Annotated in this window: 23 protein-coding genes; 14 read left to right on the forward strand and 9 right to left on the reverse strand. The window is 65.0% G+C overall.

Going from position 1 to position 22,369, the window contains the following annotated elements; genetic code table 11:
- The first annotated feature begins 434 nt into the window (after positions 1 to 434).
- The 12 genes from IIB36_17640 to IIB36_17695 all read left to right on the forward strand — a co-directional run bounded on the left by IIB36_17640 (position 435) and on the right by IIB36_17695 (position 11,488).
- Entirely contained in the window at positions 435 to 761 is a 327-nt protein-coding gene (locus IIB36_17640) for a hypothetical protein (GenBank protein MCH7533562.1), read from the forward strand.
- 269 nt (positions 762 to 1,030) lie between these two features.
- Positions 1,031 to 1,420 (forward strand): cupin domain-containing protein, encoded by a 390-nt coding sequence (locus IIB36_17645; GenBank protein ID MCH7533563.1) that lies wholly within the window; start codon positions 1,031 to 1,033, stop codon positions 1,418 to 1,420.
- A 53-nt stretch (positions 1,421 to 1,473) separates the two neighbouring features.
- Positions 1,474 to 2,154, forward strand: a complete 681-nt coding sequence (locus IIB36_17650; protein MCH7533564.1) for a response regulator transcription factor — start codon at positions 1,474 to 1,476, stop codon at positions 2,152 to 2,154.
- The gene (locus tag IIB36_17655; GenBank protein ID MCH7533565.1) at positions 2,151 to 3,566 is read left to right on the forward strand and encodes a hypothetical protein; all 1,416 of its coding nucleotides are present in this window, start codon (positions 2,151 to 2,153) and stop codon (positions 3,564 to 3,566) included. The genes IIB36_17650 and IIB36_17655 overlap by 4 nt, the downstream gene beginning before the upstream one ends.
- Before the next feature lie 290 nt (positions 3,567 to 3,856).
- A complete protein-coding gene (locus IIB36_17660; protein ID MCH7533566.1) occupies positions 3,857 to 5,659 on the forward strand; it encodes a copper resistance system multicopper oxidase in 1,803 nt (600 codons plus the stop codon).
- Positions 5,659 to 6,399 carry a copper resistance protein B gene (locus IIB36_17665; protein ID MCH7533567.1) on the forward strand — a complete coding sequence of 247 codons (741 nt, stop codon included), beginning with the start codon at positions 5,659 to 5,661 and terminating at the stop codon, positions 6,397 to 6,399. The genes IIB36_17660 and IIB36_17665 overlap by 1 nt, the downstream gene beginning before the upstream one ends.
- Before the next feature lie 60 nt (positions 6,400 to 6,459).
- Positions 6,460 to 7,527, forward strand: coding sequence for a cytochrome bc complex cytochrome b subunit (locus IIB36_17670; protein ID MCH7533568.1), 1,068 nt, complete (start codon positions 6,460 to 6,462; stop codon positions 7,525 to 7,527).
- Between the two features lie 67 nt (positions 7,528 to 7,594).
- Complete coding sequence (locus IIB36_17675; protein ID MCH7533569.1) at positions 7,595 to 8,122, forward strand: hypothetical protein; 528 nt, start codon at positions 7,595 to 7,597, stop codon at positions 8,120 to 8,122.
- 37 nt (positions 8,123 to 8,159) lie between these two features.
- Complete coding sequence (locus IIB36_17680) at positions 8,160 to 8,627, forward strand: hypothetical protein (GenBank protein MCH7533570.1); 468 nt, start codon at positions 8,160 to 8,162, stop codon at positions 8,625 to 8,627.
- 8 nt (positions 8,628 to 8,635) lie between these two features.
- Positions 8,636 to 9,454, forward strand: coding sequence for a DUF4198 domain-containing protein (locus IIB36_17685; protein MCH7533571.1), 819 nt, complete (start codon positions 8,636 to 8,638; stop codon positions 9,452 to 9,454).
- 319 nt (positions 9,455 to 9,773) lie between these two features.
- Complete coding sequence (locus tag IIB36_17690; GenBank protein ID MCH7533572.1) at positions 9,774 to 10,019, forward strand: DUF4396 domain-containing protein; 246 nt, start codon at positions 9,774 to 9,776, stop codon at positions 10,017 to 10,019.
- Positions 10,016 to 11,488, forward strand: coding sequence for a hypothetical protein (locus tag IIB36_17695; protein ID MCH7533573.1), 1,473 nt, complete (start codon positions 10,016 to 10,018; stop codon positions 11,486 to 11,488). The genes IIB36_17690 and IIB36_17695 overlap by 4 nt, the downstream gene beginning before the upstream one ends.
- Here IIB36_17695 and cadA read toward each other — a convergent pair.
- Together cadA and IIB36_17705 are read right to left on the reverse strand one after the other, a co-directional pair.
- Positions 11,485 to 13,662 (reverse strand): cadmium-translocating P-type ATPase, encoded by a 2,178-nt coding sequence (gene cadA / locus IIB36_17700; GenBank protein ID MCH7533574.1) that lies wholly within the window; start codon positions 13,660 to 13,662, stop codon positions 11,485 to 11,487. The genes IIB36_17695 and cadA overlap by 4 nt on opposite strands.
- A complete protein-coding gene (locus IIB36_17705) occupies positions 13,659 to 14,033 on the reverse strand; it encodes a helix-turn-helix transcriptional regulator (GenBank protein MCH7533575.1) in 375 nt (124 codons plus the stop codon). Before IIB36_17705 ends, cadA begins: the two co-directional genes overlap by 4 nt.
- A gap of 87 nt (positions 14,034 to 14,120) precedes the next feature.
- On the opposite strand from IIB36_17705, the gene IIB36_17710 reads away from it, so the two are divergent.
- Entirely contained in the window at positions 14,121 to 16,007 is a 1,887-nt protein-coding gene (locus IIB36_17710) for an efflux RND transporter permease subunit (GenBank protein MCH7533576.1), read from the forward strand.
- Here IIB36_17710 and IIB36_17715 read toward each other — a convergent pair.
- The 4 genes from IIB36_17715 to IIB36_17730 all read right to left on the reverse strand — a co-directional run bounded on the left by IIB36_17715 (position 15,979) and on the right by IIB36_17730 (position 18,397).
- On the reverse strand, positions 15,979 to 16,833 hold the full coding sequence (locus IIB36_17715) for a hypothetical protein (protein MCH7533577.1): 855 nt from the start codon (positions 16,831 to 16,833) through the stop codon (positions 15,979 to 15,981). The genes IIB36_17710 and IIB36_17715 overlap by 29 nt on opposite strands.
- Before the next feature lie 91 nt (positions 16,834 to 16,924).
- Entirely contained in the window at positions 16,925 to 17,320 is a 396-nt protein-coding gene (locus IIB36_17720) for a hypothetical protein (protein MCH7533578.1), read from the reverse strand.
- The gene (locus tag IIB36_17725; protein MCH7533579.1) at positions 17,317 to 17,667 is read right to left on the reverse strand and encodes a heavy-metal-associated domain-containing protein; all 351 of its coding nucleotides are present in this window, start codon (positions 17,665 to 17,667) and stop codon (positions 17,317 to 17,319) included. The genes IIB36_17720 and IIB36_17725 overlap by 4 nt, the downstream gene beginning before the upstream one ends.
- A gap of 91 nt (positions 17,668 to 17,758) precedes the next feature.
- A complete protein-coding gene (locus tag IIB36_17730; GenBank protein MCH7533580.1) occupies positions 17,759 to 18,397 on the reverse strand; it encodes a DUF2911 domain-containing protein in 639 nt (212 codons plus the stop codon).
- A gap of 490 nt (positions 18,398 to 18,887) precedes the next feature.
- On the opposite strand from IIB36_17730, the gene IIB36_17735 reads away from it, so the two are divergent.
- Positions 18,888 to 19,280 carry a heavy metal-responsive transcriptional regulator gene (locus IIB36_17735; GenBank protein ID MCH7533581.1) on the forward strand — a complete coding sequence of 131 codons (393 nt, stop codon included), beginning with the start codon at positions 18,888 to 18,890 and terminating at the stop codon, positions 19,278 to 19,280.
- A gap of 52 nt (positions 19,281 to 19,332) precedes the next feature.
- Here IIB36_17735 and IIB36_17740 read toward each other — a convergent pair whose 3' ends face one another.
- The 3 genes from IIB36_17740 to IIB36_17750 all read right to left on the reverse strand — a co-directional run bounded on the left by IIB36_17740 (position 19,333) and on the right by IIB36_17750 (position 22,245).
- Positions 19,333 to 20,328: a hypothetical protein gene (locus IIB36_17740; GenBank protein MCH7533582.1), complete on the reverse strand. Its 996-nt coding sequence runs from the start codon at positions 20,326 to 20,328 to the stop codon at positions 19,333 to 19,335.
- A gap of 85 nt (positions 20,329 to 20,413) precedes the next feature.
- Positions 20,414 to 21,349 carry an SDR family oxidoreductase gene (locus IIB36_17745; protein MCH7533583.1) on the reverse strand — a complete coding sequence of 312 codons (936 nt, stop codon included), beginning with the start codon at positions 21,347 to 21,349 and terminating at the stop codon, positions 20,414 to 20,416.
- Positions 21,350 to 21,375: 26 nt separating this feature from the next.
- Positions 21,376 to 22,245 carry an endo alpha-1,4 polygalactosaminidase gene (locus tag IIB36_17750; protein MCH7533584.1) on the reverse strand — a complete coding sequence of 290 codons (870 nt, stop codon included), beginning with the start codon at positions 22,243 to 22,245 and terminating at the stop codon, positions 21,376 to 21,378.
- Positions 22,246 to 22,369: the final 124 nt, after the last annotated feature.

A 22,369-nucleotide genomic window follows, 5' to 3' on the forward strand; every position in this document is an offset into this window, starting at 1 on the left:
GCGGCGAAGATCGTCCGCACCGGGGGCCGCACGATCCTCAAGGTCACCCGGGCCACCTGGAACGAGCTCCAGATCCCCAAGCTCTGGGCACTGAGCCGAAGTCCACCCCGCTTCGCCTGGGCGTAGACGCCCGCTTCTTGTCCGCTTCCTGAACAACAACACCGGCCGCACCCTGTGCAGGGACTCGTGCGTCCGACCGCTTCTGTTGGCCTCGAATTGGCCTCGTGGCAACGCCGTATCTGGCAGAATAGGCGCTCCTCTGCACCCCGCCCCCTCGCCCCAGCTTCATCCCCACCCATCGCACCGGCCAATCGTTGCTCGGCAGCTCGAATCGCTCAGTTTAGGTAATCGCTACTGTTGCTGGCGGGCTCGCCTTCTTTCTGCTGGGCGGTCTGATTTACGAAGTCATTCTGGGAGGCTTCTACGAGGCCAACTTGGGGTCAGCGACCGGCGTCTTGCGGGAGGTACCCATTCGGTGGGCATTGGTCGTGTCGCAGCTCGGACTAGCCGCGGTCGTCACGTATGTCTTTCTCCATGCGGACGTCGCGACGGCGTCTGACGGCCTTAGGGCGGGCGCCATCTTCGGCCTGTTGTTTGGAATCGCGATGGCGTTTGATCTCTACGGGGTGACCAACTGGTCGAACGTGACAGTCGCATTCGTCGAACCCTTCGTCACGGCCGTCCGAATGGCACTCGGGGGCGCGGTGATCGGGTGGACGCTTGGGATGGGTAGCGACACCGACGAGGTTGCCACCTCCTAAGAACCTGCTCGGGGTTTTCGGGGTGAGAAGCGGTCATTCCAGGACGAGTCCGGTGTCGAGCTGAACGAGGTCTAGAGCCCGGGAAACGGGACGCATGTCTCCGGGAAGCGGCCTGAACATCACGTGATGTGGTCTCGTCGTCACGTTGATCCTGAGCAGGGGCGTTGCCGGCCTCGGTCTCTCGAGGCATGGTACGCCGGCCCCCTGCACCAGCTTCCATGGGGGCTCCCACGGAGGACCGACCAACACTTCACGACGGAGGACGTTTCATGCGGATCGCCAAGGACGATGTGCCTGTAAAGATCGATATACCGGGTGCCAAGGCCCGCCAAGTCCTGGACTTCGGTGATGCCACTGGACTCGGAAAGATGGCCGGCGAGTATTTTTCGTTTGGAGCAGGAACCGACCTTGCCCCTCTGCTCGAGGGATTGGAAGACGACCTTTGCCAGTCTCCCCACTGGGGCTACATGCTGGAAGGCGGATTGACGATCACCTATGCCGATGGTTCAACGGAAACCGCGAGCGGTGGCGACCTCTTCTACTGGCCTCCGGGGCATACCGTTCGCGCCGATGAAGAGTCCGAGGTAATCCTCTTCAGCCCCCAGCGTGAGCACTGTAAGGTGATAGACCACATCATTGGAAAACTGCAGGCCACTTGATGTGTGTTTCGCCTTGTGCGTCCGCTTGACCAACCACGAACGCAGGCGGCCGGTTGAGAATCCTGGTAGTTGAAGACGAGAAGAAGGTCGCGAGCTTCCTCGAGAAGGGGCTCCGTGAGGAGGGATACTCCGTCGACGTCTCGCACGACGGCACCGACGGTTTGCTCAAGGCGCACGTGCACGACTACGACCTGCTCGTGCTCGACGTCATGCTCCCTGGCAAGACGGGCCTCGAGATCGTTCGTAGCCTCCGCTCCCGCGAGTCGTCGGTGCCGGTACTTCTCCTGACCGCACATGGTGACCAAGATGACATCGTGCTCGGTTTGGACGCAGGCGCGGACGACTATCTGACGAAGCCGTTCGGCTTCGATGAGTTGCTCGCGCGCGTTCGGGCGCTGCTGCGAAGGGGTGGCTCCACTCGGCCGGATCGGCTGATCTACGCCGACGTGGAGCTCGACCGTGTCACGCACAAGGCGCACCGCGGGGGAGATCGTCTCGATCTCACTGCGAAGGAGTTTCAGCTTCTCGAGTTCTTGATGCTGAACGCCGAGCGCGTCGTTCGTCGGACCGAGCTGTTGGAGAAGGTCTGGGACCTGCGTTTTGATCCGATGAGCAACGTGGTCGACGTACATGTGGGGCATTTGAGGCGGAAGCTCCGTGAGGCCGGCGATGACCCGCTCGTCCATACCGTTCGGGGCGTCGGGTACATCTTCCGGAAGGGTGAAGCGACGTGACCCGCTCGTTCCGATTCCAGCTCGCGCTGCGGGCGACTGTGGGGGCCGCCTTGGGGATGACGGCACTTTCGGTGGTCACGCTGCTGACTTTTCGGGCGGTCCTCGATCGCGAGCTCAACCGTTCGATCAGCAGCGTGGCTTCCATCCAAGCCGCGTCGCTCGCTGACGGGACCAATGGGGGCATGCACTTCCACGAGTGGGACCTCACGCCGGAGGAGGCGGCCTCGGTCAGCGGTCTCATCCGGTACGCGCAAGTCTGGCAGACCGATGGTGTGAGTCTCCTACGCAGCCGCTACATGATGTCCGACCTCCCCTCCGATGCTGAGACTCTAGCCAGGGCAGACGCGGGAGAGTTGATCTGGATGGATCAGCAGTTCGAAGGCTCGCCGATCAGGACGCTGTTCTACCCGCTGGATCGCCTTGGTGAGGGGCATGAAGCGCACGTATTGCAGATCGCCGCCCCCCTGGTAGCCAGGAACGAAATGCTTGGCCGAGCCGGCTATTTCCTGATCCTGCTTACCGCCCTATTGGCTGGAGCCACGTTCGCTGGATCCTGGTGGCTGGCCGGCAGCGCGATTCGTCCTATCCACGAGGTGATTGACCAGGCGGAGGCGATTGGAGGGGGTTCGTTGGATCGCGGTATTCAAGCGTACGCCGAGACCCTGGAGTATCAGCGGCTGGTGGAAGTCTTGAACACCATGCTCGGGCGCATCCGCCGCGCCTTCGAGTCGCAACGCAGATTCACGGCGGATGCGAGCCATGAGCTACGGTCTCCCCTAACGGCGATGCGAGGCGAAATCGAAGTCGCTCTGCGCCGACCCCGCGAGCCGGACGAGTACGTGAGAATACTGGACAGCACACTCGAAGAAGTCATGCGCCTTTCCAAGCTCACGGAAGATCTGCTGACGCTGGCCAGGTCGGACGCGGGCGCGCTGACGCCCCAGCTAGAGATGTCCGACACGGTCGAGATCGTGACCCGGATGGTCGATCGGCTTCGGCCCCGCGCCGAGGAGAAGGGAATCGACCTCATAATGGATGCACCGGAGTCGCTGTCAGCACTCCTCGATCCGGGCTTGCTGGGCCAGTGCGTGTGGAATCTCACTGACAACGCCTTGAGGTTCGCGGATCAGGGCGGGCACGTTCGTGTCGCGGTTAGCGAACGCTCCGACGAACTCGTCTTGGAAGTAGATGACGACGGACCCGGCCTCGGAGACCTCGACACTTCAAGCCCGTTCGAACGCTTCTTCCGTGCGGACGAGGCCAGGTCTCGTGGTCCCGAGACAGCCGGCACGGGCTTGGGTCTTGCCATCGTGAAGGCGGCCGCCGAGGCACACGGAGGACACGCTACTGCTGAGAACCGATCGGAGGGCGGAGCCCGGTTCACAGTGCGATTCCCCCTCACCTCTGCCTGACGGTCAAGGAAGAGAATCATGAGACGTCTTGCAGTGCTCCTGGTGGCTAGCGCCGTCGGCACCGCAGCGTCCTTCGAGCCGGGGGAGGAAGGTTCATGAAGAAACGTTCATGAGCACTTCATGCTCGGTTCATCCGGGAGCGCTGATCTTACTCGTTTAGATCAGGCCTCTCGGATCGGGGTCCCGCGTTCGCGGGGCCAGGCCCCGGGAGCACCTCGCGGACGAACCCGGAGAAACAAGTGCAAGCGAGACCCTCCCGTCTCCCTGCCCCGTCGTGGGCGCGTGAACCGCTGGACCGAAGGGCCTTCTTGCGCTTTGGCGGAGCCGCCGGGCTGCTGGCCGGCCTCGACACGCTGGTGCCCGGGTACGCGCGGTTGGGCCTGGGCGACCTTCGGAACCCCTCGCCTCAGATCCTCGACGGAAGCTTGGGTCCCATCGATCTGACCATCGCGGAGACCCCGGTTCGCATCGGAGACCGGATGGGGACGGCGACGACCATCAACGGCACGCTTCCTGGGCCCCTCCTGAGATTCCGGGAAGGCGATGAGGCGGTGATCCGGGTCACCAACACGCTGGAGGAGGACACCTCCATCCACTGGCACGGAATCCTGCTTCCGAACGGTATGGACGGCGTTCCCATGGTCACCTTCGACGGCATCGCCCCCGGCGAAACGTTCGAGTACCGCTACCCGATCGGCCAATACGGGACCTACTGGTACCACAGCCACTCGGGATTCCAGGAGCAGTTGGGCCAATATGGCGCGTTCGTCATCGATCCCGCCGAGGAGGAACCCTTCGAGTACGACCGGGACTACGTGGTGATGCTCGGGGACTGGACCTTCGAGAATCCGCACGGAATCCTGGCCCGCCTGAAGAAGCGGCCCGACTACTACAACTACCAGAAAAGGACCGTCTCGGACTTCTTCCGGGACGCGGGGGACCAGGGCTTCTTCTCTGCGCTGGGCGATCGGCTCAGGTGGAGCAACATGCGCATGAACCCCACGGACATCTCCGATGTCACGGGGGCGACATACACGTATCTGATGAACGGGATGGCCCCGGAGTCCAACTGGACCGGCCTCTTCCGTCCTGGCGAGCGGGTCCGGCTGCGCTTCGTCAACGCGGGCGCCGCCACGTACTTCGACGTTCGGATCCCTGGACTGCCCATGACGGTGGTTCAAGTGAGTGGGCAGCACGTGCAGCCGGTGGAGACGGACGAAATTCGCATCGCCATCGCGGAGACGTACGACGTCATCGTCGAGCCCACCGCCGACGTGGCGTACACGGTCTTCGCCGAGGCCATGGATCGTAGCGGCTTCGCGCGTGGCACCCTGGCGCCGCGGGAGGGAATGTCCGGCGACGTGCCTGTGCGACGTTCGCGCCCCGTGCTGACCATGGCCGACATGGGCATGGCCCACGGAGACATGGCGGGCATGGACATGGGCGGAGGCGACGTCGACACGGCCGACGCGGACGCGGGCGGAGCCCACGCCCACATGCCGGGCATGGACATGGAATCGGGCCTCAGAGCGGCCGGCTCGATCGCGGAAGGGGGTGAGCACGGCCCCGACGGCCACGGCCGCGGGAACGCCGCTGTGCCGATGAGCGTGGGCAGCCGTCTCCACGAGCCCGGACTCGGGCTGGGTATGGACGGGCGGAGAGTCCTGGTCTACACGGACCTGCGCGCGCTGGAGGCGAATCCCGAGCTGAGGGAGCCGGATCGGGAGATCGAGTTGCACCTGACGGGCAACATGGAGCGCTTCATGTGGTCCATCGACGGGAAGACCTTCTCGCAGGTCGAGCCAATCCGCGTGCGCCTCGGCGAACGCATACGCCTGACCATGGTCAACGACACCATGATGAACCACCCGATGCACCTGCACGGAATGTGGATGGAGCTCGAAAACGGCACGGGTGCGTCGATCCCGAAGGTCCACACGGTGAACGTGAAGCCCGCGGAGAAGCTCTCGCTCCTGTTCACCGCCGACGCTCTCGGGCCATGGGCCTTCCACTGCCACATCCTTTATCACATGGACGTGGGCATGTTCAGGGTGTTCGAGGTCGTCGCCGACGAGGTGGCTGAGGGTCGGTGATGGCCGCGTCACCGAAACGCCGCTGGGCGGTATGCACGACGGCGGCCCTCGGCCTTGCCCTGGCACACGCCCTCCCCACAGCGGCTCAGCTCTCGGATCAGACGAAGTATCTCTTCCTTATGGCCCGGGAGCTCGAGCGGGCCTCGGGCCTGGAGGGCCAACCCCTGCACCTGGACGCGAAGGGTTGGTACGGGGGCGACTACACCCGACTGTGGGTGAAAATCAGGGGGAACGTGGCCACGGATTCGCGCGCGGGTGACGTGCAGGTCCAGGCGCTCTTCAGTCGGCTGGTGGCGCCTTACTGGGAGCTTCAAGTAGGCTTGCGCGTGGACCGCGTCTGGGGCGACGTCGATAAGACCCGCACCCACTTGGCCATAGGACTCGAGGGGTTGGCCCCGTACTGGTTCGAGGTCGAGGCGACGCTGTTTGTCACGTCAGGGGGAGATGTGTCGACCCAGCTCACCGGCACATACGACCTTCTGGTGACCCAGCGGATGATCCTCGAGTCCCAGATCGACCTCAACGCCTCCCTCCAGGAGGTCCCGGAGCTGGGGCTGGGATCCGGAGTCACCGACTTGGAGTTAGGGTTCCGCCTCAGGTACGAGATCCGCCGCGAGTTCGCGCCGTACGTCGGGCTCGTCTGGCGAAAGGCGTTCGCCGGGACGGCCGACTTCGCCCGCCTCGCCGGAACCCGCGTCCGCGACGGCACGTTCGTGGCCGGAGTCAGGGTGTGGTACTGAGACGCATGGCGGCGTACGCTTCCCCTATCCTTATCCCTCCGTCTGAAATGGAGTTCGCCCGTGGATGAGATGACTTCGCCACGCCCGGACACAGCGTCCGCGGGCGCAGGAGCCGACGCGGCGGACGACGGTGCGTCCTCGGAGTCATGGATTGAGCAGCGGCTCGGCCTGAAGGGACTCGACTACCGGATCCCCGACGGCGCGATGAAGCCCGCCTACATGCTCGGCGGCCTCACGGCGTTCTTCTTGGCGCTCCTCTTTTTGACAGGCCTTTACCTCGCTCAGTTCTACAACCCGAGCCCGAGCGGGGCCTACGACAGCGTGCTCTACATCATCACGAGAGCGCCGATGGGAGACTGGGTGCGCAGCCTTCACCACTGGGCTTCTAGCGGCGTCGTCATCACGGTGGTGCTTCACCTGGTGCTGGTGTTTGCGCGCCGCTCTTACCGGCGGCCCCGGGAGGCGACTTGGTGGGCCGGCGTCGGGATGGCGGGTCTGCTCTTCCTGTTGCTGGTCACGGGCGCCGCACTGCGCTACGACCAGGAAGGATTCGAAGCGCTGGCGCACTTCGTCGCGGGCGGGAATCTGACCGGCGTCATCGGCCAGTTCTTCACAGAGGACTTCACGCTCAGCACACCGCTGCTACCGCGGATCTTCTCACTCCACACATCCCTGCTCCCGCTCGCCGTCATCGGGCTCATGGGCCTGCACTTCTGGCTGATCCGGCAACTCGGGATCGACGCGCCGGGCGAGCGCAGCACAGCGTTCCGGCGACACGCCGTCAAGCTCACCGGCTTGGGGCTTCTGACCTGGGCTCTGGTCGGTGTGCTCGCGGTCGTGGCGCCCGAGGACCTGGGGTATGCCGCCGTTGCGGGTGTCGAGATCACCAAGCCTCATTGGCCAGTCCTCTGGGTTTATGGGCTCGAGAATCTGCTGGGAGTGTGGGGGATGATCCTCGGGCCCACCATCGTCTTCGCCTTTCTCGGGGCGGTACCCCTTCTCGACAGGGGTTCGGAAGAGACCAGCGGTCGTGGAGTCCGCTGGACCGGGATCGCCCTCGGCCTGGCCGTGACTGCGCTGTGGCTCTACGGTGTGTTCGGCGAGGCCCAGCAGCACATCGGGATGTAGGATGCACAGTTGATGACTATTTCCTCGTGGCACCGCTCTACGACAGAGAGAAAGGAGTGACCTGAACATGCGTACCTTACGAGCGAGCTTGCTGACCGCCGTTACAGCCTTGGCCATGGGCGCGGCGGTCCATCCGACAGCTGTACTCAAGAGCCCGACCTCGGCGATCGAGGCTGGCGCCAAACTGGAGCTCCGCGGAGAGGAATTCGTGGCGGGAGAGGCGGCGACTCTGCTGCTCCGTGGACCCCTCGCCGAGTACGAGCTGCGCGACATCACTCCCGCGGCGGACGGGACCTTCCAGATCGACCTCCCCATCCCGGGCGACGTCCGCCCGGGGCAGTACCGGCTGGTCGCGTTGGCGTCCGACGGTGACCTTGTGGCGAGTCTCGACCTGACGGTTCTGACCGCGAGCCCCGCTTCCCACGATGAGGGCGAGGATGCCGCGGAGGACGGGCACGACGAGATGGGTGGCATGGCGGCCAGCGCCGAAGAGCTTCCCATCGAGCGCTCCCGGGCTGGCATCGAGTGGGGCCTGATCGGCCTCTTGATCGGGCTCGCTGGTGGCGGTGGAGCCATGTTGGTGCTACGTCCGTAATCTGCGGAGCAGAGAACCACTCACAATGGAGGCGTACATGCGACGTCACACCAAGTTTGCGGGTCTTATTGTCGGAATGGCGCTGGGCTCGATGGCCCTGACGGCGGCGTCCACGAGCAACACCGCGCGGTTTCACGAAAGGAAGGAAGTAGCGGGACTGGCCATAGTGTTCGGCGCGGAGCCGGAACCGGCGCTCACCGAAGAAATGCAGTTCCTGCGTTGGCGTGTCAGTTCACTGGCCGATGACAAGCCCTACACGGAGTTCAGGCAGGCCAAGGTCGTCATCACGCGGGACGGCGAGGAGTTCGGGCCGTATGCCGTCCGCGGCGTGCGCGGCAATGCCGGCCAATATCAAACCCGCCACATCTTCACGGAAGCCGGCGAGTACGAGTCCGTTCTCAGTTTTCAGAAAGGCGAGGAGACGGAGGTCCACACCGTGGACTTCGCGTTCCGCATCACTGATCGCACCGATCTGGAGATCCCGAGGAGGCGCGGCGGCGGTTGAAGCCCACGATGAGGCGGCTCACGACCGCCGCCGCCGCGGTGCTGCTCGCGATCCTGCTCGCCACTCCGGCGCTGTCCCACGACTTTTGGCTCGTGCCGCACTCGTTCCGGCTCTCCCCTGGGGATCAGCTGCTGGTGAGCGGCCAAACGAGCAGCACCTTTCCAACCAGCCTGAGCGCTGTGACAGTGGATCGCGTCGCGAGCGCGCGGCTCCTAACGGCCCATGACGACCAGGACATCGTCGGGCTCAGCGTCGGCGGAACCTCCCTGTTGATCCGGCACCGGCCCGAACGGGAAGGGCAGGCGCTGGTGACCGTTGCGATCCACCCGCGGATTATCCCCGAATCGCCCGAGAGCTTCCGCCGCTATATCGAGCTCGAAGGCGCACCTGAAGCGCTGAGACGATTTGAGCGCGACGGGCTGCTGCCGACCGATAGCATCACGCGGCGGTACGCGAAGTACGCGAAGACTCTGGTCGAGGTCGGAGACGGAGGCCCGCGAGCCTTCGAGCGGCTCGCCGGCCATCCGCTCGAGTTCGTTCCACTCACCGACCCGGCCGCCGCGTCCTCCACGTTGCGCTTCAGAATGCTCTTCCTGGGTGAGCCTCTCGCTCACGCCAGGGGGCACGCCAGCGTCGCCGCGTCCATGGACGCCGAGTCGGCACACCGCGACGTCCCGTTCGAGACCGATGCTCTCGGGGAATTCCAGGTCGACATTCAGTCGGGCCTATGGAACGTCCGTGCGCTGCACATCGTGCCTGCGCCCGATGGCTCCGGTGCCGACTGGGACGTCCACTGGGCGACCTTCGTCTGGGAAGCTGCCGACTGAAGCACGAGTGCTCGCGCCTCAGTCGGCCCCGCTGGGCTCAGTAGACGGTGAGGGTACCGTGCATGCCTCTGCGATAGTGCCCGGTGAGGAAGCACGCCATCTCCCATTCGCCGCGCAGCTCGATCGGCAACGTGGAGGTCATGCTCGTCGCCCACGCTCGTCGAGAAGGACCATGGTGCCGTGTCCGCCGTCATCATGATGCCCATCGGCGTCGTCATGATCCTCGGCGTCAGCGTGGCCATGATCCTCGGCGTCGGCGTGGTCTTCACCGGCGGCCGGGGACGAATCCACTGCCGAGCCGGTCGCCAACCGAGTAGGCCTGGCGACGAGCGCGACTGTCCATTGCCTAGCCGGATGCGGTGTCGGAGAGGTCGTCGGCGTCGTTATCGGGGTGTCTCTAGGTTGGTCCCGCCTGGGCACAATGTCCTTGGCGGTCACTCTGGGGTTCGTGTTCGGGTTCGCCCTGGGGATGCTGCCGCTCCTACGGGCGGGATTCTCAACCAAGCGGGCGTTCAAACAGGTGCTCGTCGCTGAGGGCCTGAGCATTCTCGTCGTGGTGTCATGAACTCTGCCACACGTCTTCGTCTCTCCCGGACGCACCGCATCCTAGGGATGGCGGCTACGATTCCGATCTTGGGCTGGATTATCTCCTCGGCGGTCCTCCACGGCGTCGCGCTCGCCCTACCGAACGGGCTCCAGGGCGTATACGAACTGGAATCCTACCACGTCGAGGACGTCCGGCTCGAGGCGATGGACCTTCTGCCACCATCCGCGATCCTCCGGAACGCTGCCGCGGACGGTCTGGATCGCGTGTACTGGCTTCGTCTAGAAGCGCTGGCCGGTCGGCCGGTGTACGTCGTGAAGCCGGGGCCCTTCGAAGTCGAGCGAGCGTATGATGCGCGCTCGGGCGACCGGCTAGACCCGCTCCCGACGGAGATGGTGCGCGCGATCGCCGACGGGGAGCTCGCGGGTACACGCGTAGGCCATGCTCGCGATGACGCGGAGTTCAATCGCTACTACACGCGCGACCGTGTCCCAGTCGTCTCGTTTGAGATGGAGGGGGCGCAGCCCTCGGAACTGGTGCTTACGCGCGCCTCGGGGCGCACCCTGCGGCGAACGGATCCAGGCGCCGCCTGGTTCGAGCGCGCTTACAAGAGCGTGCACGTTTGGCAGTGGGGCGACAATCTGAGGCTGTTCACGACCCTCCTCTACAGCCTCATGGGCATGGGGCTCTTGCTCGTGTCGCTGGGCTACTTCCTGTGGTGGGACCGCCGTGAGGCCCGTCGGCGTTGGACGGACCACGTGCGAACCTCTCGGCGGATCCACGCCCGACTCGCTCCGTTTGCCGGGTTCCTGCTCGCGACGCAGATGCTCGTCGGCGCGTATCTCTGGTTCAATCTGGGGCTCATCGAACCACGCTTCCGAGGCCAAGGCTCCTTCGAGACGGAGTGGGCCGGCGGGATCAAGGTGGACGAGGTACCAGCGTCGGTGGCGGAGATTGCCGCTCACGTACCGCCGGAGCTTCGCGAAGGAGCCCACCCGATCCAGCGCTACGAGTGGCGCGCGATCGGCGATCGGCGGTTTTGGCTGGTGTTCGAGTCTCGGAACGCGGAAGGCGTTCTCATCGATGCGGAGAGCGGCGACCGCCTGGAGCGGCTGACGGCCGACCTTGCGAGGGTCGCCGGAGAGTCCGTCGTGCAGGGGGAGACGGTCGGCGAGGCTGAGGAGTCCACGGAGTACTGGATGGACTTCAACGCCAGGATTCCGACGTACCGTTTTCGCTTTGCGGACCCCGACGATTCCGACGTCCACATCTCACAGGTCAGCGGCGAGGTGATTCAGCGCCGCCCGGCGATCTGGCGCGCTTTCGGCCCCTTCCTGCTGTATCACACGTTCGGGTTCACCGGGAATCCCGTCTTCGATACGATCATGCTCTCAGCGCTCCAATTGGCGGTTCTGACGATGGTCGCTACCGGATGGATGATGGCGCTGCGGGTGGGCAGGAAGGGCACGGCCGGAGACATTCCGCACTAGCGACCAGCTGAGACGGTCCCTAGCCGAAGCGCGTTCAATGTGACGCCCAGCGACACCCCCATGTCGCCGAGCAGCACGGCGGTCACCAACGAGACCATTCCCAGCGGTACACCAATCGCCAGAATGGCCTTTATCACGATAGCCGCGGCAATGTTCTGCCGGATCACGCGCCGGGCCCGGCGCGACAGAGAGTACAGGTAGGGCAGCCGAGTCAGGTCGTCGCCCATGAGCGCGATGTCGGCCGTCTCCAGCGCCGTGTCGCTTCCGGCCGCCCCCATGACGATGCCGACTGTGGCGACAGCGAGCGCGGGCGCGTCGTTCACCCCGTCGCCCACCATCGCTACCGCACCGTGACGCGCCTCCAATTGCCTGACCGCGTCGACCTTGTCCTCGGGGAGAAGGCTGGCCCTCACCTCGTCCACGCCGACTCTGCTCCCTATCGCCTCGGCGGTTTCCTGGTTGTCTCCGGTAAGCATGACGACGCGCCCGACGCCTGCTCTACGCAAGGCCCTGAAGGCGGTCGAGGCCGCTTCCCGGGGCTCGTCAGCGAGGGCGAACCACGCGAGCAGATCGCCCTCCCTCGTGAGTCCGACGACGGTGCGTCCGCCGACCGCTAGTTCCGTTGCCAAGGCGCGATCAGGACCCTCCGCAACCAGTAGCGAGGGCTTCCCAACGACGTAGTCCACACCGTCGAGGCGTGCCCTTGCACCGCGGCCAGGATCCGCCGAGAAGTCGGTGACGACCTGTCGGTCGAGAACGGCACGCCGCTGGCTCGCGGCATCCACGATGGCCTTGCCGATGGGATGCTCGGAACGGGCTTCTATCGCGGCGGCGCTGGCGAGCACTTCCTCCTCGGACAGGTCACCGAGTAAACGGATCTCTACCACCCGTGGGTGGCCAAGCGTCAGCGTGCCTGTCTTGTCCACGGCCACGACTTCCACGCCGCCCATCGCCTCCAGGTACCTGCCGCCCTTGATGAGCACCCCATTCCGTGCCGCTGCGCTCACGGCGCTCACCACCGCGACCGGGGTTGAAATCACTAGGGCGCATGGACATGCGATGACCAAGAGGGTCAAGCCACGGATGAACCACAGGCTGAAGGAGGCACCGAAGAGGACCGGTGGCACGATCATCACCAGAACAGCGGCAACCGTCACAGCCGGCGTGTAGTAGCGGGCGAACCGCTCTACGAACTGCTCCGTCGGACTCTTGTTCGCTTCAGCGCTCTCAACCAATCGCACGATCCGCGCCAGCGCGCTCTCAGTCGCCGGTCGCGTCGCCCGGATCCGCAAGAACCCACTGCGATTGATCGTGCCGGAGAAGACCGCATCACCCTGAGCCTTGTCCACTGGGATGGACTCGCCCGTGATCGGCGACTCATCCACTGCCGACGCGCCCTCCTCGACAGTGCCGTCGGCTGGCACGCGCTCGCCCGGTCGAAGAAGAACCATGTCTCCGGTCACGACCTCCACTGCGGGAATCGTGACCTCATGCTCTCCACGGACGACGCGAGCGCTATCGGGGGCGAGGTCCATGAGCGCCTCCACCGAGGCCCGTGCCCGGTCCACCGAGTAGCTCTCGAGCAGCTCAGCGAACGCGAAGAGAAACGCGATCGCGGCGGCCTCGGTGAATTCCCCGATGCCCAGAGCCCCGAGAATGGCGATGGTCATCAGGAAGTTCATGTCCAGGGCGAGGACCCGTGCCGCCCTGAGACCCTTTGGGAAGAAATTCCACCCACCCACGAGCGCGGATGTCAGCAGCAGGAGGTCGGGCAGATAGAGCGTCCGGAAGGGGACGACCAAGACTGGGGGCGTGAGACCGATCGCCTTCGAGAGCAAGGCGAGCCCGAAGACTCCGAGCGAAGCGTAGGCGATGCGAGCCTGTTTACCGGTCCATATTTTGCTGGCGGACGGAGGGTCGTCGTGCTCGTCCATGCGCCTGGCCACGTATCCAAGGCGCCCCACCTCTTCTCGCACTTGGTCGCGACTCGTCAGGTTCAGGTCCAACCCCACTGTGAGCGTTCGGGCGATGGGGCTCCCCTCGGTGCTCAGAACGCCATTCAATTTGAGGAGGTGGTCCTGAATCTTTTGGACGCAGCTCGCACAGTCCATGTCGGCGACGTGGAAGCGCACCGACGTCACGCCTCCAGTCGGGTCCGCTCGAGGATCCGTCATCGCTCCTCTCCGCCGCTTGCTTCACGGACATGTTCCAGCCCGGTCTCGAACAGAGTTTCCACGTGCGGATCGTCGAGTCGGTAGTACGCCAAGCGGCCCTCTTTACGATACCGCACGATCCGCATCTGCCTCATCTGGCCCAGGTGGTGGCTCACAGCCGACTGGCTGACTCCCGCGACCACGGCTAGGTCGCAAACGCACAGCTCGCCCACGGCGAGCGCCTCTACGATGCGCAATCGCGTCGGGCTCGCCAGCATTTGGAACGTGTCCGCGAGGTACGTAATCTGGTCTTCACCTGCTCGGCCGCGGAGCGCGGCTTCCACCGCATCTTCGTGAACGAGCGGAATGTCGCAGAGAGGGGCGTCCATCATGTGGTGGCTCGGCCGGGGAGAGTGGGTGTCGGTCACGCCGATGAGTGGCTTTCCGTCGCGGCTAGACACATGAATGTCTGCTCATATATGCGGGACACAAGGGCGCACTGGGATCTCGTGCTCCGCGCCTCCAAAGAGGTGGGGCCGGCCCTCTTTACGTCGCTGCTCCTGATCACGTTGTCGTTCTTGCCCGTCTTCGCGCTCGAAGCGCAGGAAGGTCGCCTCTTCAAGCCACTGGCGTGGACCAAGACGCTGTCGATGGCTTCTGCCGCCCTGCTCTCGGTCACACTGGTACCGGTCCTGATGGGGCTGTTCATCCGGGGTGGCGTCCCAAAGGAGACCCGCAATCCGCTCAACCGAGCGATGATCGCCGTCTACCGGCCTCTCGTCCGCGGCGTCCTGCGCTACCGGTGGCCGACGCTCGGCGTGGGTGCATTGGCTCTGGCCGTGACCGTCTGGCCGTGGTCACGGCTCGGAAGTGAGTTCATGCCACCCCTCAACGAGGGGTCCATCATGGACATGCCGTCGTTTCAGCCTTCCATCGGCACGGCCCAGGCAAAGGCGATTCTCCAGCAACGCGACGCCGCCATGGCGGCGATTCCGGAGGTGGCATCGGTGTGGGGGAAGGTCGGCCGCGCCGAGTCGGCGACGGACATGGCTCCCATGTCGATGCTCGAGTCCATCGCGATCCTCAAGCCGGAGGACGAGTGGCGGGATGGTGTCACATACGACTCTCTGGTCGCCGAGATGAACGCGAGGGTGCGTACGCCCGGTGTGGCGAATATGTGGTCGATGCCGATCAAGAATCGACTCGACATGTTGGCGACGGGGATCAAGACTCCGGTGGGGATCAAGATCTTCGGCCCGGACCTGGCGGTGTTGGATGAGCTGGGCCGTGACATCGAGGAGCTGCTGCCCCGTGTCCAGGGCACCAGCTCCGTCTTCGCGGAGCGCACGCGGGGTGGCCGGTACTTGGACATCACCGTGGATCGCGAGGCGGCTGCGCGGCACGGGCTCACGTCGGGACAGGTTCTCGCCGCGCTTCAGGGTGCGGTCGGCGGCATGCCGGCGGGAGAGGTGGTCGAGGGGCGCGAGCGCTACGGCGTCCTGGTCCGCTACGCTCGGGACTTCCGGGATGACCCGGAGAGCGTCCGCGACGTCCTGGTAGCCACGCCCGCCGGAGCACAGGTCGCCCTCGGCGAGCTCGCGCGGATCGAGTTTGTTCAGGGCGCACCCTTCATCAAGTCCGAGAACGCGAACCTCAACAGCATTGTCTACATCGACGTTCGAGGTCGGGACATCGGGGGATATGTGCAGGAGGCCAGGGCACTTCTGGAAGACGAGTTGGAGCTTCGCCAGGGTTATACGCTGGTGTGGTCAGGCCAGTTCGAGGCGCTCGAGCGCGCCAAGGAGCGCCTCACCTACGTGGTTCCGATCACCGTGGCCATCATCTTCTTGCTGCTCTACCTCCAGTTCTCGAGCCTCATCGAGGCGAGCCTCATCATCCTGTCACTCCCCTTCTCGCTGGTGGGAGGCGTGTGGATCATGTGGGCCCTCGGCTACAACATGAGCGTCGCGACGGCGATCGGATTCATCGCCCTCGCCGGTGTCGCTGCGCAGATGGGGGTCATCATGCTCATCTACCTCGATCAGGCGCACGACGAACGGCGGAGAGCCGGCACGCTCCGAGACCGTGCGGATGTCGACGCCGCGGTGGAGTTCGGAGCTGTGGAGCGCGTGCGACCCAAGATGATGACCGTCACCGCGATCATCGCTGGCCTCCTTCCGATCCTGTGGGGGCACGGCGCCGGGGCGGACGTCATGAAACGGATCGCCACGCCGATGGTGGGCGGGATGGTTTCCTTCACCGTCCTCACGCTGATGGTGATTCCGGCGGCGTATTCGCTCTGGAAGGAGTGGGAGGTGGGGCGTGCAGTCGGCTTCTCTACCAATGCACCTCGACGGCGGCGATGATCTCCGTCGGGGCCGATCGGGCGGGATCGTTGAAGTCCTCCCACACGGGGATGTTCACGCCTCCCTTGAGCATCACGTTGCGGATGCTGAAGAGGACGGCTGGCGCGAGGCTCAGACGGCGGCCCCCGCTCGTGCCGACGAAGGCCTCGCCGACGCGGCTGCGGCCTTCCGCGATACCGTTGGCTTCCACCAGCAGCACCAGGTCGGGAGCCAGGTACTCGGTCCTCCGGGGGCGAATCCCCCAGGCGATGTTGACGGCCAGGCGATCCCCGGGATCGAAGCCCTCGTCCGACAGGCGGGCGATGCCTCTGACGCCCGCGAAGTAGTACCACCTCCGCGACTCGCGGCCCATGGCGAGGCCCAGCATGGTGATGGCCCCCCCCTTCGGTGCCCCGTCGGCTGTGCTGCGGGGGAACGCCACGCCGCCGAGAATGGCCAACGCATCCATTTGCCCTGGGGAGAAACGCGTCGCAAAGCGCCATTTCGCCCTCAGGCCCACTTCCCCGAGGTCCCCGCCTGCCGCAGGAGTGGCAAACGGGAGCACGGCCGTCACGGTGAGCTCCTCGGTCACACCGTAGAGCACCTCCACCGGAAGCATCGTCTCCTCTCCCACGGACTCTATCTCGACCTCGACGCCCCACCCACCGCGCCACGTCGTGTGCGGTCCGACACCGAAGATTGGCTCGTGCCGAAGTACCGTGGCCGCGCCGAGTCGGTCACCGGTTCCCAATCGCAACTGGGGCCCGGCAGTCTGGGCAAGTCCGGGCGTTGCGTCCGCTACCAGTAGGAGCAGCCCGATCATGAAGTAGGATCGTTGTATTCGCATGTCGCTCCCGCTGCGCCGCAGGCGCGGCGTCGTCCTCAAGTAGTTGGTGGAGGTGGTTCGCTGCCCGGCTGGCGGGCGGTAGCCGAGAGGCTCAGTAGCCCAAGAGCTGGGCGACCGGAAGTGAGAGATAGGCGGCCGCGAAGCCGACCCCGTAGAGAACGGTCGAGGACCAGAACACCCTTCTCATCCATCGGCCAAGGCGGTGGCTCGGGTGGCATACGCCCCCTGGCTCACAAGCGGCGCCGGTGGACCGGAACAACGCCCAGTAGTTGGCCACCAGCAGGAGGCCGGAGATAGCGAAGACCCACTCCTTATACCGACTCAGAGTTACGATCCATGGGGCGGAGGAGACCAAGGAGGCCACTACGGAGCCCGCGCCCAACGAGACGAGAGTGATCGGGATTGCGCAGCAGACGAGTGTTCCGAGTACCGCGACCGGCGCGGCCGCCGTTAGGCCCTCCCGCCATCCGGCGACCGTTGGGCTCACCCTCCTGCCACCTGCTCGCGACGCTGGATGGTGCGAAGAGCGAATCCCGCATGCTTGACGGCCTCTTCCAGCGCCGCGTCGCTGACGGACCGGTCAGCTTTCAGGAAGAGGTAGACCTCGCCATCGTCGAGCTTCACGTCGACGTCGGCGATGTCATCGAGCGCCTCCAGCTTCTTCTCGAGCCCGGCCGCACAGAATGGGCATGCGAGCCCGTCGACCCTCAGCACGACATCCGGGACTCGATCGCTGGACCCGACCTCAGGGCGTTCGGAACCGGAGGCCTGTGCGAGCACAGGGCCCGCACCCAATGCGAGCACACCCATCACCAACATCAGTCTTCTCAACATTCCTTCATCTCCCGATCGAATCGAACGGTTTATCGGTCCCGCGTTCTCACTACGCTAAGCGCACGAAGCGCGTGAACGGTAACGCGGTCGTCTAGTCTCTGATTGCCGCAACAGGGACGGACACGCGCGTCCGCTCCCACTCGAGGACCACCTGGAGGTCTCCGTCTGCGACATCCTCCGCGCGGATCGTGAACGTCTCCACATGAGCATCCATGGCTTCACTCGACACTCTTCCTCGCCCGACTTCCTGCGCCTGCACTTCGTCCGTGTAAAGGCTTTCCATTCCCCACTGCGAGTAGGAGCGATTCACGATGATCTCCCATTCGGTCGGGCCCGGAACGGTGTAGATGGAATACGTGCCGGCTGGCACCGTCACCCCGGCGATGGAGAGGGCGATCGGGGTGCGCAGGAGCGTGACTTCGTTTGCCCCCGTGCGCCAGATCTTCCCGAAGGGGACCTCGCCCATCTGGATGGGGCCCTCTGCCGACCCGGTACCGATCATCGTCCGTCCCCGGGCGGACGGGCGGCCGTAGCAGATCTTCACTTCTTGCCCGGCCACTCGGAACGTCAGGGAATCGAGGGGGCTCGCGCGCCCCTCGATGGGCACCATGTCGGATCGCACGATGCAGGACATGTCCATCTGCGCCGAAGCGGACGCTGGGTGGGTCAGCGCCATGGCCGCGGCCAGGGTGGTGCTCGCGAGGAGTGCTGATGAGACTCTCAGAGTCATGTTTCTCTCCAGGGTGATGCGTGTTACCTCGTCCCTTCCTTCACTGAATCACATGCCGCCCACTTCGGTTCGCAGTCTCAAACTCGGGCTCGCAGACGCGCTTTAGCCCACTGCGGCCCCGGTCCTGCGTGAGCCCCCCGCCCCCCTCCCCAGCAGCCCTCCCGCGAGTGACCCACGCAGTAGGCCGATCAGCAGTGTGGCCGTGATCATCCATCCCAGCAACCCGGCGAGGTAGGCACCAGCCGCCCCAAAGGACAGCAGGACGTGCGAGCCCGTAGCCCAGGTCGAGCAACACGTCTTTCACGTTGGTCATCCGACTCTCCCGGTCATTCCGCCCTTTAGCCAATGTAAACCTTGTAGTCCACTCCAAAGTCAAGACCCTCCATGGTCCTGGAAATTGGGCTCCGGAGTACCGCCCTTGCTGAGGAAATAACCTTTGTCTAGGCTCCAAGGTTCCAAGATGTGTCGCGCTACACTTGGAGGACACCAAATGCGGATTGGAGAGCTCGCGAAGTCGGTGGGAGTGACCCCCGACACCATCAGGTATTACGAGCGTGAAGGACTGCTGCCTCTCGCAGACCGCACGCCGAGCGGTTACCGGGACTACGGACCGGAGGTCGTCGACGACCTACGATTCATCAAGAAGGCGCAAGCGCTAGGGCTCAAGCTCAGCGACGTGCGCGAGGTCCTGGAGATCTCCTCAGGCGGCCGGCCACCGTGCGAGCATGTGCACGCGACCGTCTCCACACGCCTCACGGAGGTAGAGCAACGGCTCAAGGAACTTCGGGCGCTACGGTCGACGCTTCGGGAGACGCTGGAACGGCTTGACCGCGCGCCGCCGCCAAAAGCAGGATGCCGCTGCGCGGTGATCGAATCGGCCTAGCGTTGTTTCAGAGCCTGGAGTGCGGCCACGGCTGCCTGAACCCGGGCGGGCCTCACAGCCCACCCACCGCCCTCAGCCGCAGGCGCTCGACCCCCGACATCCAGGTCAGCTCACCATCCACGATCGAGGCCAGCGCCTCCGCCTCGCGCCAGTATTGCTCCAGCGATCCCATCTCCAGACGGAGCAATCGACTCTCTCGTGCCTCGTTTGCGGCCACCTCCAGAGCGATCGCGCCCACCGGAGGCATGTCCCCGAGTTGATTGGATAATCGCAAGAGGACCCCCACCAACTGTGTCTGGCCTTCACGCTCGATGAGGTTCGTGGCCGCTTCGATATCCTGCCTGGTGGCACCTGCGAAGTGCTGGTAGGCGAGCACGCGCCGCAGCGTCTGCTCGGCCGCCAAACCCGTCAGATGCAGTCCCCCCTCGAGGACATCTTTGCAGGAGGGACACTGCCGCGAGAGCGCGGGCCCGATATGCTCATCCTTCTGAGGGTGGAGCATCAGGATCTTTCGGTCGAAGAACGAGAGCCGCCGAATCGAAAACCCGCAGATCCGACATTGCTGGCGACCCGACCAGGCGCAGGCGCCGAACCTGAGCCAACGCCGCACCTCCGTAGGATTCTGGAAGGCGTAGCGCCAAGGCAGCGTCCGCGTCACCACGCCTCCGACGAAGGCCGCGCCCAACGTCACCGCGCTCCTTACGCCTAAGCTACTGGCGCCGACGCTACTGGCGGCGAGCCAGCGCTCCCGGGCGTCTCGGCCGTAGCGCCATGCCGCCTCCTCGAGGCGGTTCGAGTCGCCGATGCGGACGATCTCGAGCCGCTCGAATTGGAAGAGCGCGATGTTGTCGGTGCGGGACAGGAGACGCGTCCGCGCCCGCCCCCGCCGCACGTGCCTGCGCGTGACAATGCCTTCCAGCTCCTCCACCGTCTCCCAGCGCTCCTCGATGGGGGCCAGGCTCCACGAGCGGCACGTCCCGCAGACCGACCACAGCCGGCCCCGCTCGGGATCGTAGGCGATCCGGTCCCCAGGCACGGGGTGGTCCATGACGCCCGGTTCGGGAAGCCTGGCCGTGCACGAGAGGCAGTGAGTGAACATGACAACGAGAAGCTGTCGTCTCGCTACGCCTAGCTCAACGCTTCCCGATCAGTTCCTCACTCAGCCGCTTGAGCTTCGCACGAGCCTCTTCGTCGTACGCCTGGGCGTTTGCACGGGCGGGCCGGAGGCCAGTGAAGTAACCGCCGCTCCCGATGTCCGGTGAGGTCGCGAGCTGCATCACCGCATTGGCTCCTTCATCGATCGTGGCCCTCGGTGTGACCCCGGCGCTCAGCACCATCGGCGTGTCCATGAGGGTGGCCGGGTGCAGCGCGTTGACGATCACATCGGTACCGTCGAGCTCTTCCGCGAGATCGAAGGTGTGCAAGATCTGCGCGAGTTTGCTCTGCGCGTATGCCCGTCCCCCGGTGAAGTTGTTTTCCAACATCACGTCGTCGAAATCGATCGCCTGCTGAGCACCCGATGAAACGTTGACGATGCGTGAGGGGGCACTTTCACGGAGCCGAGGCAGAAGCATCCTGGTGAGCAGAAAATGTGACAGGTAATTGACCTGAAAGTGCAGCTCGTGGCCGTCCTCAGAAACGGATCTCTCGGTCCCGAACGCGATGCCGGCGTTGTTGATCAGAAGGTCGAGTTTCCCGTAGTCGCTCAGGATTGCCTCACCGAACCTGCGGACCTGCTCGAGCGACGCGAGGTCCGCGGCGTAGAAGCGGGCGCTGCCTCCTTCGCTCTCGATCGCCGCGACGACCTCCATCCCGCGGCGACGATTGCGGCCGTGGACGATGACGTGCGTGCCCATCGCCCCCAGCCTCAACGCGAGCTCACGACCCAACCCGCTGGTAGATCCCGTGACGAGGGCGACTTGCTGGCCGGGTTCCGGGGTCGACTGTGCGTCGGCGGTCGGTGCGGTCACGACCGAGATGCAAATGAGGGTGGCCAGGAGCACGCCGGATCGTACGGTGCGCGTTGAGGGCGACGCGTTCTCATCCGTGGGACGCTTCCGCGAGTCCATGGCCGATGACTCCTCTTCCCAGTCCGTCATGTACTGTCGTCGCACGTGAAACGGAACGAGTCGTCCAGATCCTCGGGCAGCACGAGCGTGTGGAAGCCACGGCCGCGTGCCTGGCTGCACATGGCGTCGCGGGCGCCCGAGTCCGACACGTAGTCGGAGAGGTACTCGGCGTTCAGCACGGGCTTGCCGGCCGTTATGAAGGCCTCCAACTGGCCACACTCGCCCAGCTCGTGGCAGCGCTCGTTCACGCTGAGGTCCACGTAGGCGATCAGCGCGGCGGCCTGATCTCCGTCGTTCTTGAGCGCCACTGCGAGGCCCCGCTCGTGCGCGCCGTTGAATAACCGCCGGTTGAAACCGAGCTGATCGGAGGCCGTGAGAGGGAAGCCAGTGTTGTTGCTGAAGCCGTCGACGTTGTCCGCCTCCACTCCGTCGCACCCCTTCTGACGAGCGAGGTCGAGCCGCGTATTCATGAGGGTCAGGACCGTCTCCGAGCGGATGTCGAGCCAGCGTTCGTCCTCGAAGCCGCTGTAGACGTTACCGCGGACGACCGAGGGGAACGTGCTCGCGTCGCTGCGAAAGTCCTCCCACGACCCGGCCGAGAAGTAGCAGAGCACCGCGCGCCCGGCATCCTTCAGCGCTTGGATCGTCGCGGTTGGCGTGTCGAACAAATCGACTTCGTAGAGATCGACGTCGTACGATGTGTTCAGCGTCTCCTGGAGCTGCCACTGCCAGGTGGTCGAAGTCCCGGGCCGATACCAGCTTCCGGTCGTCACGGGCGGTACGTTGGGGTCGAATCCGGCGGCGTCCCCGGGAGCCATCGGACCATCGTCGCCATCGTCGTCGTCACTACCGCAAGCCGCGAGCAGCAAGACGGTGAGCAGCGCGAGCGCCCGCATGGAAGGGGTCACGAGCCTCCTCTGATCCAGAGATTCGTAGCGGACCCGAAGAATGACGCTTCGGCTTGGAAATGACCAGCGCTCCGCGCTTTGACACCCCCCGCGGACCCGCCCTAGTTTGGAG

The sequence above is a fragment of the Gemmatimonadota bacterium genome (assembly GCA_022560615.1).
In the GTDB taxonomy this organism is placed as follows: Bacteria; Gemmatimonadota; Gemmatimonadetes; order Longimicrobiales; family Gaopeijiaceae; genus UBA1138.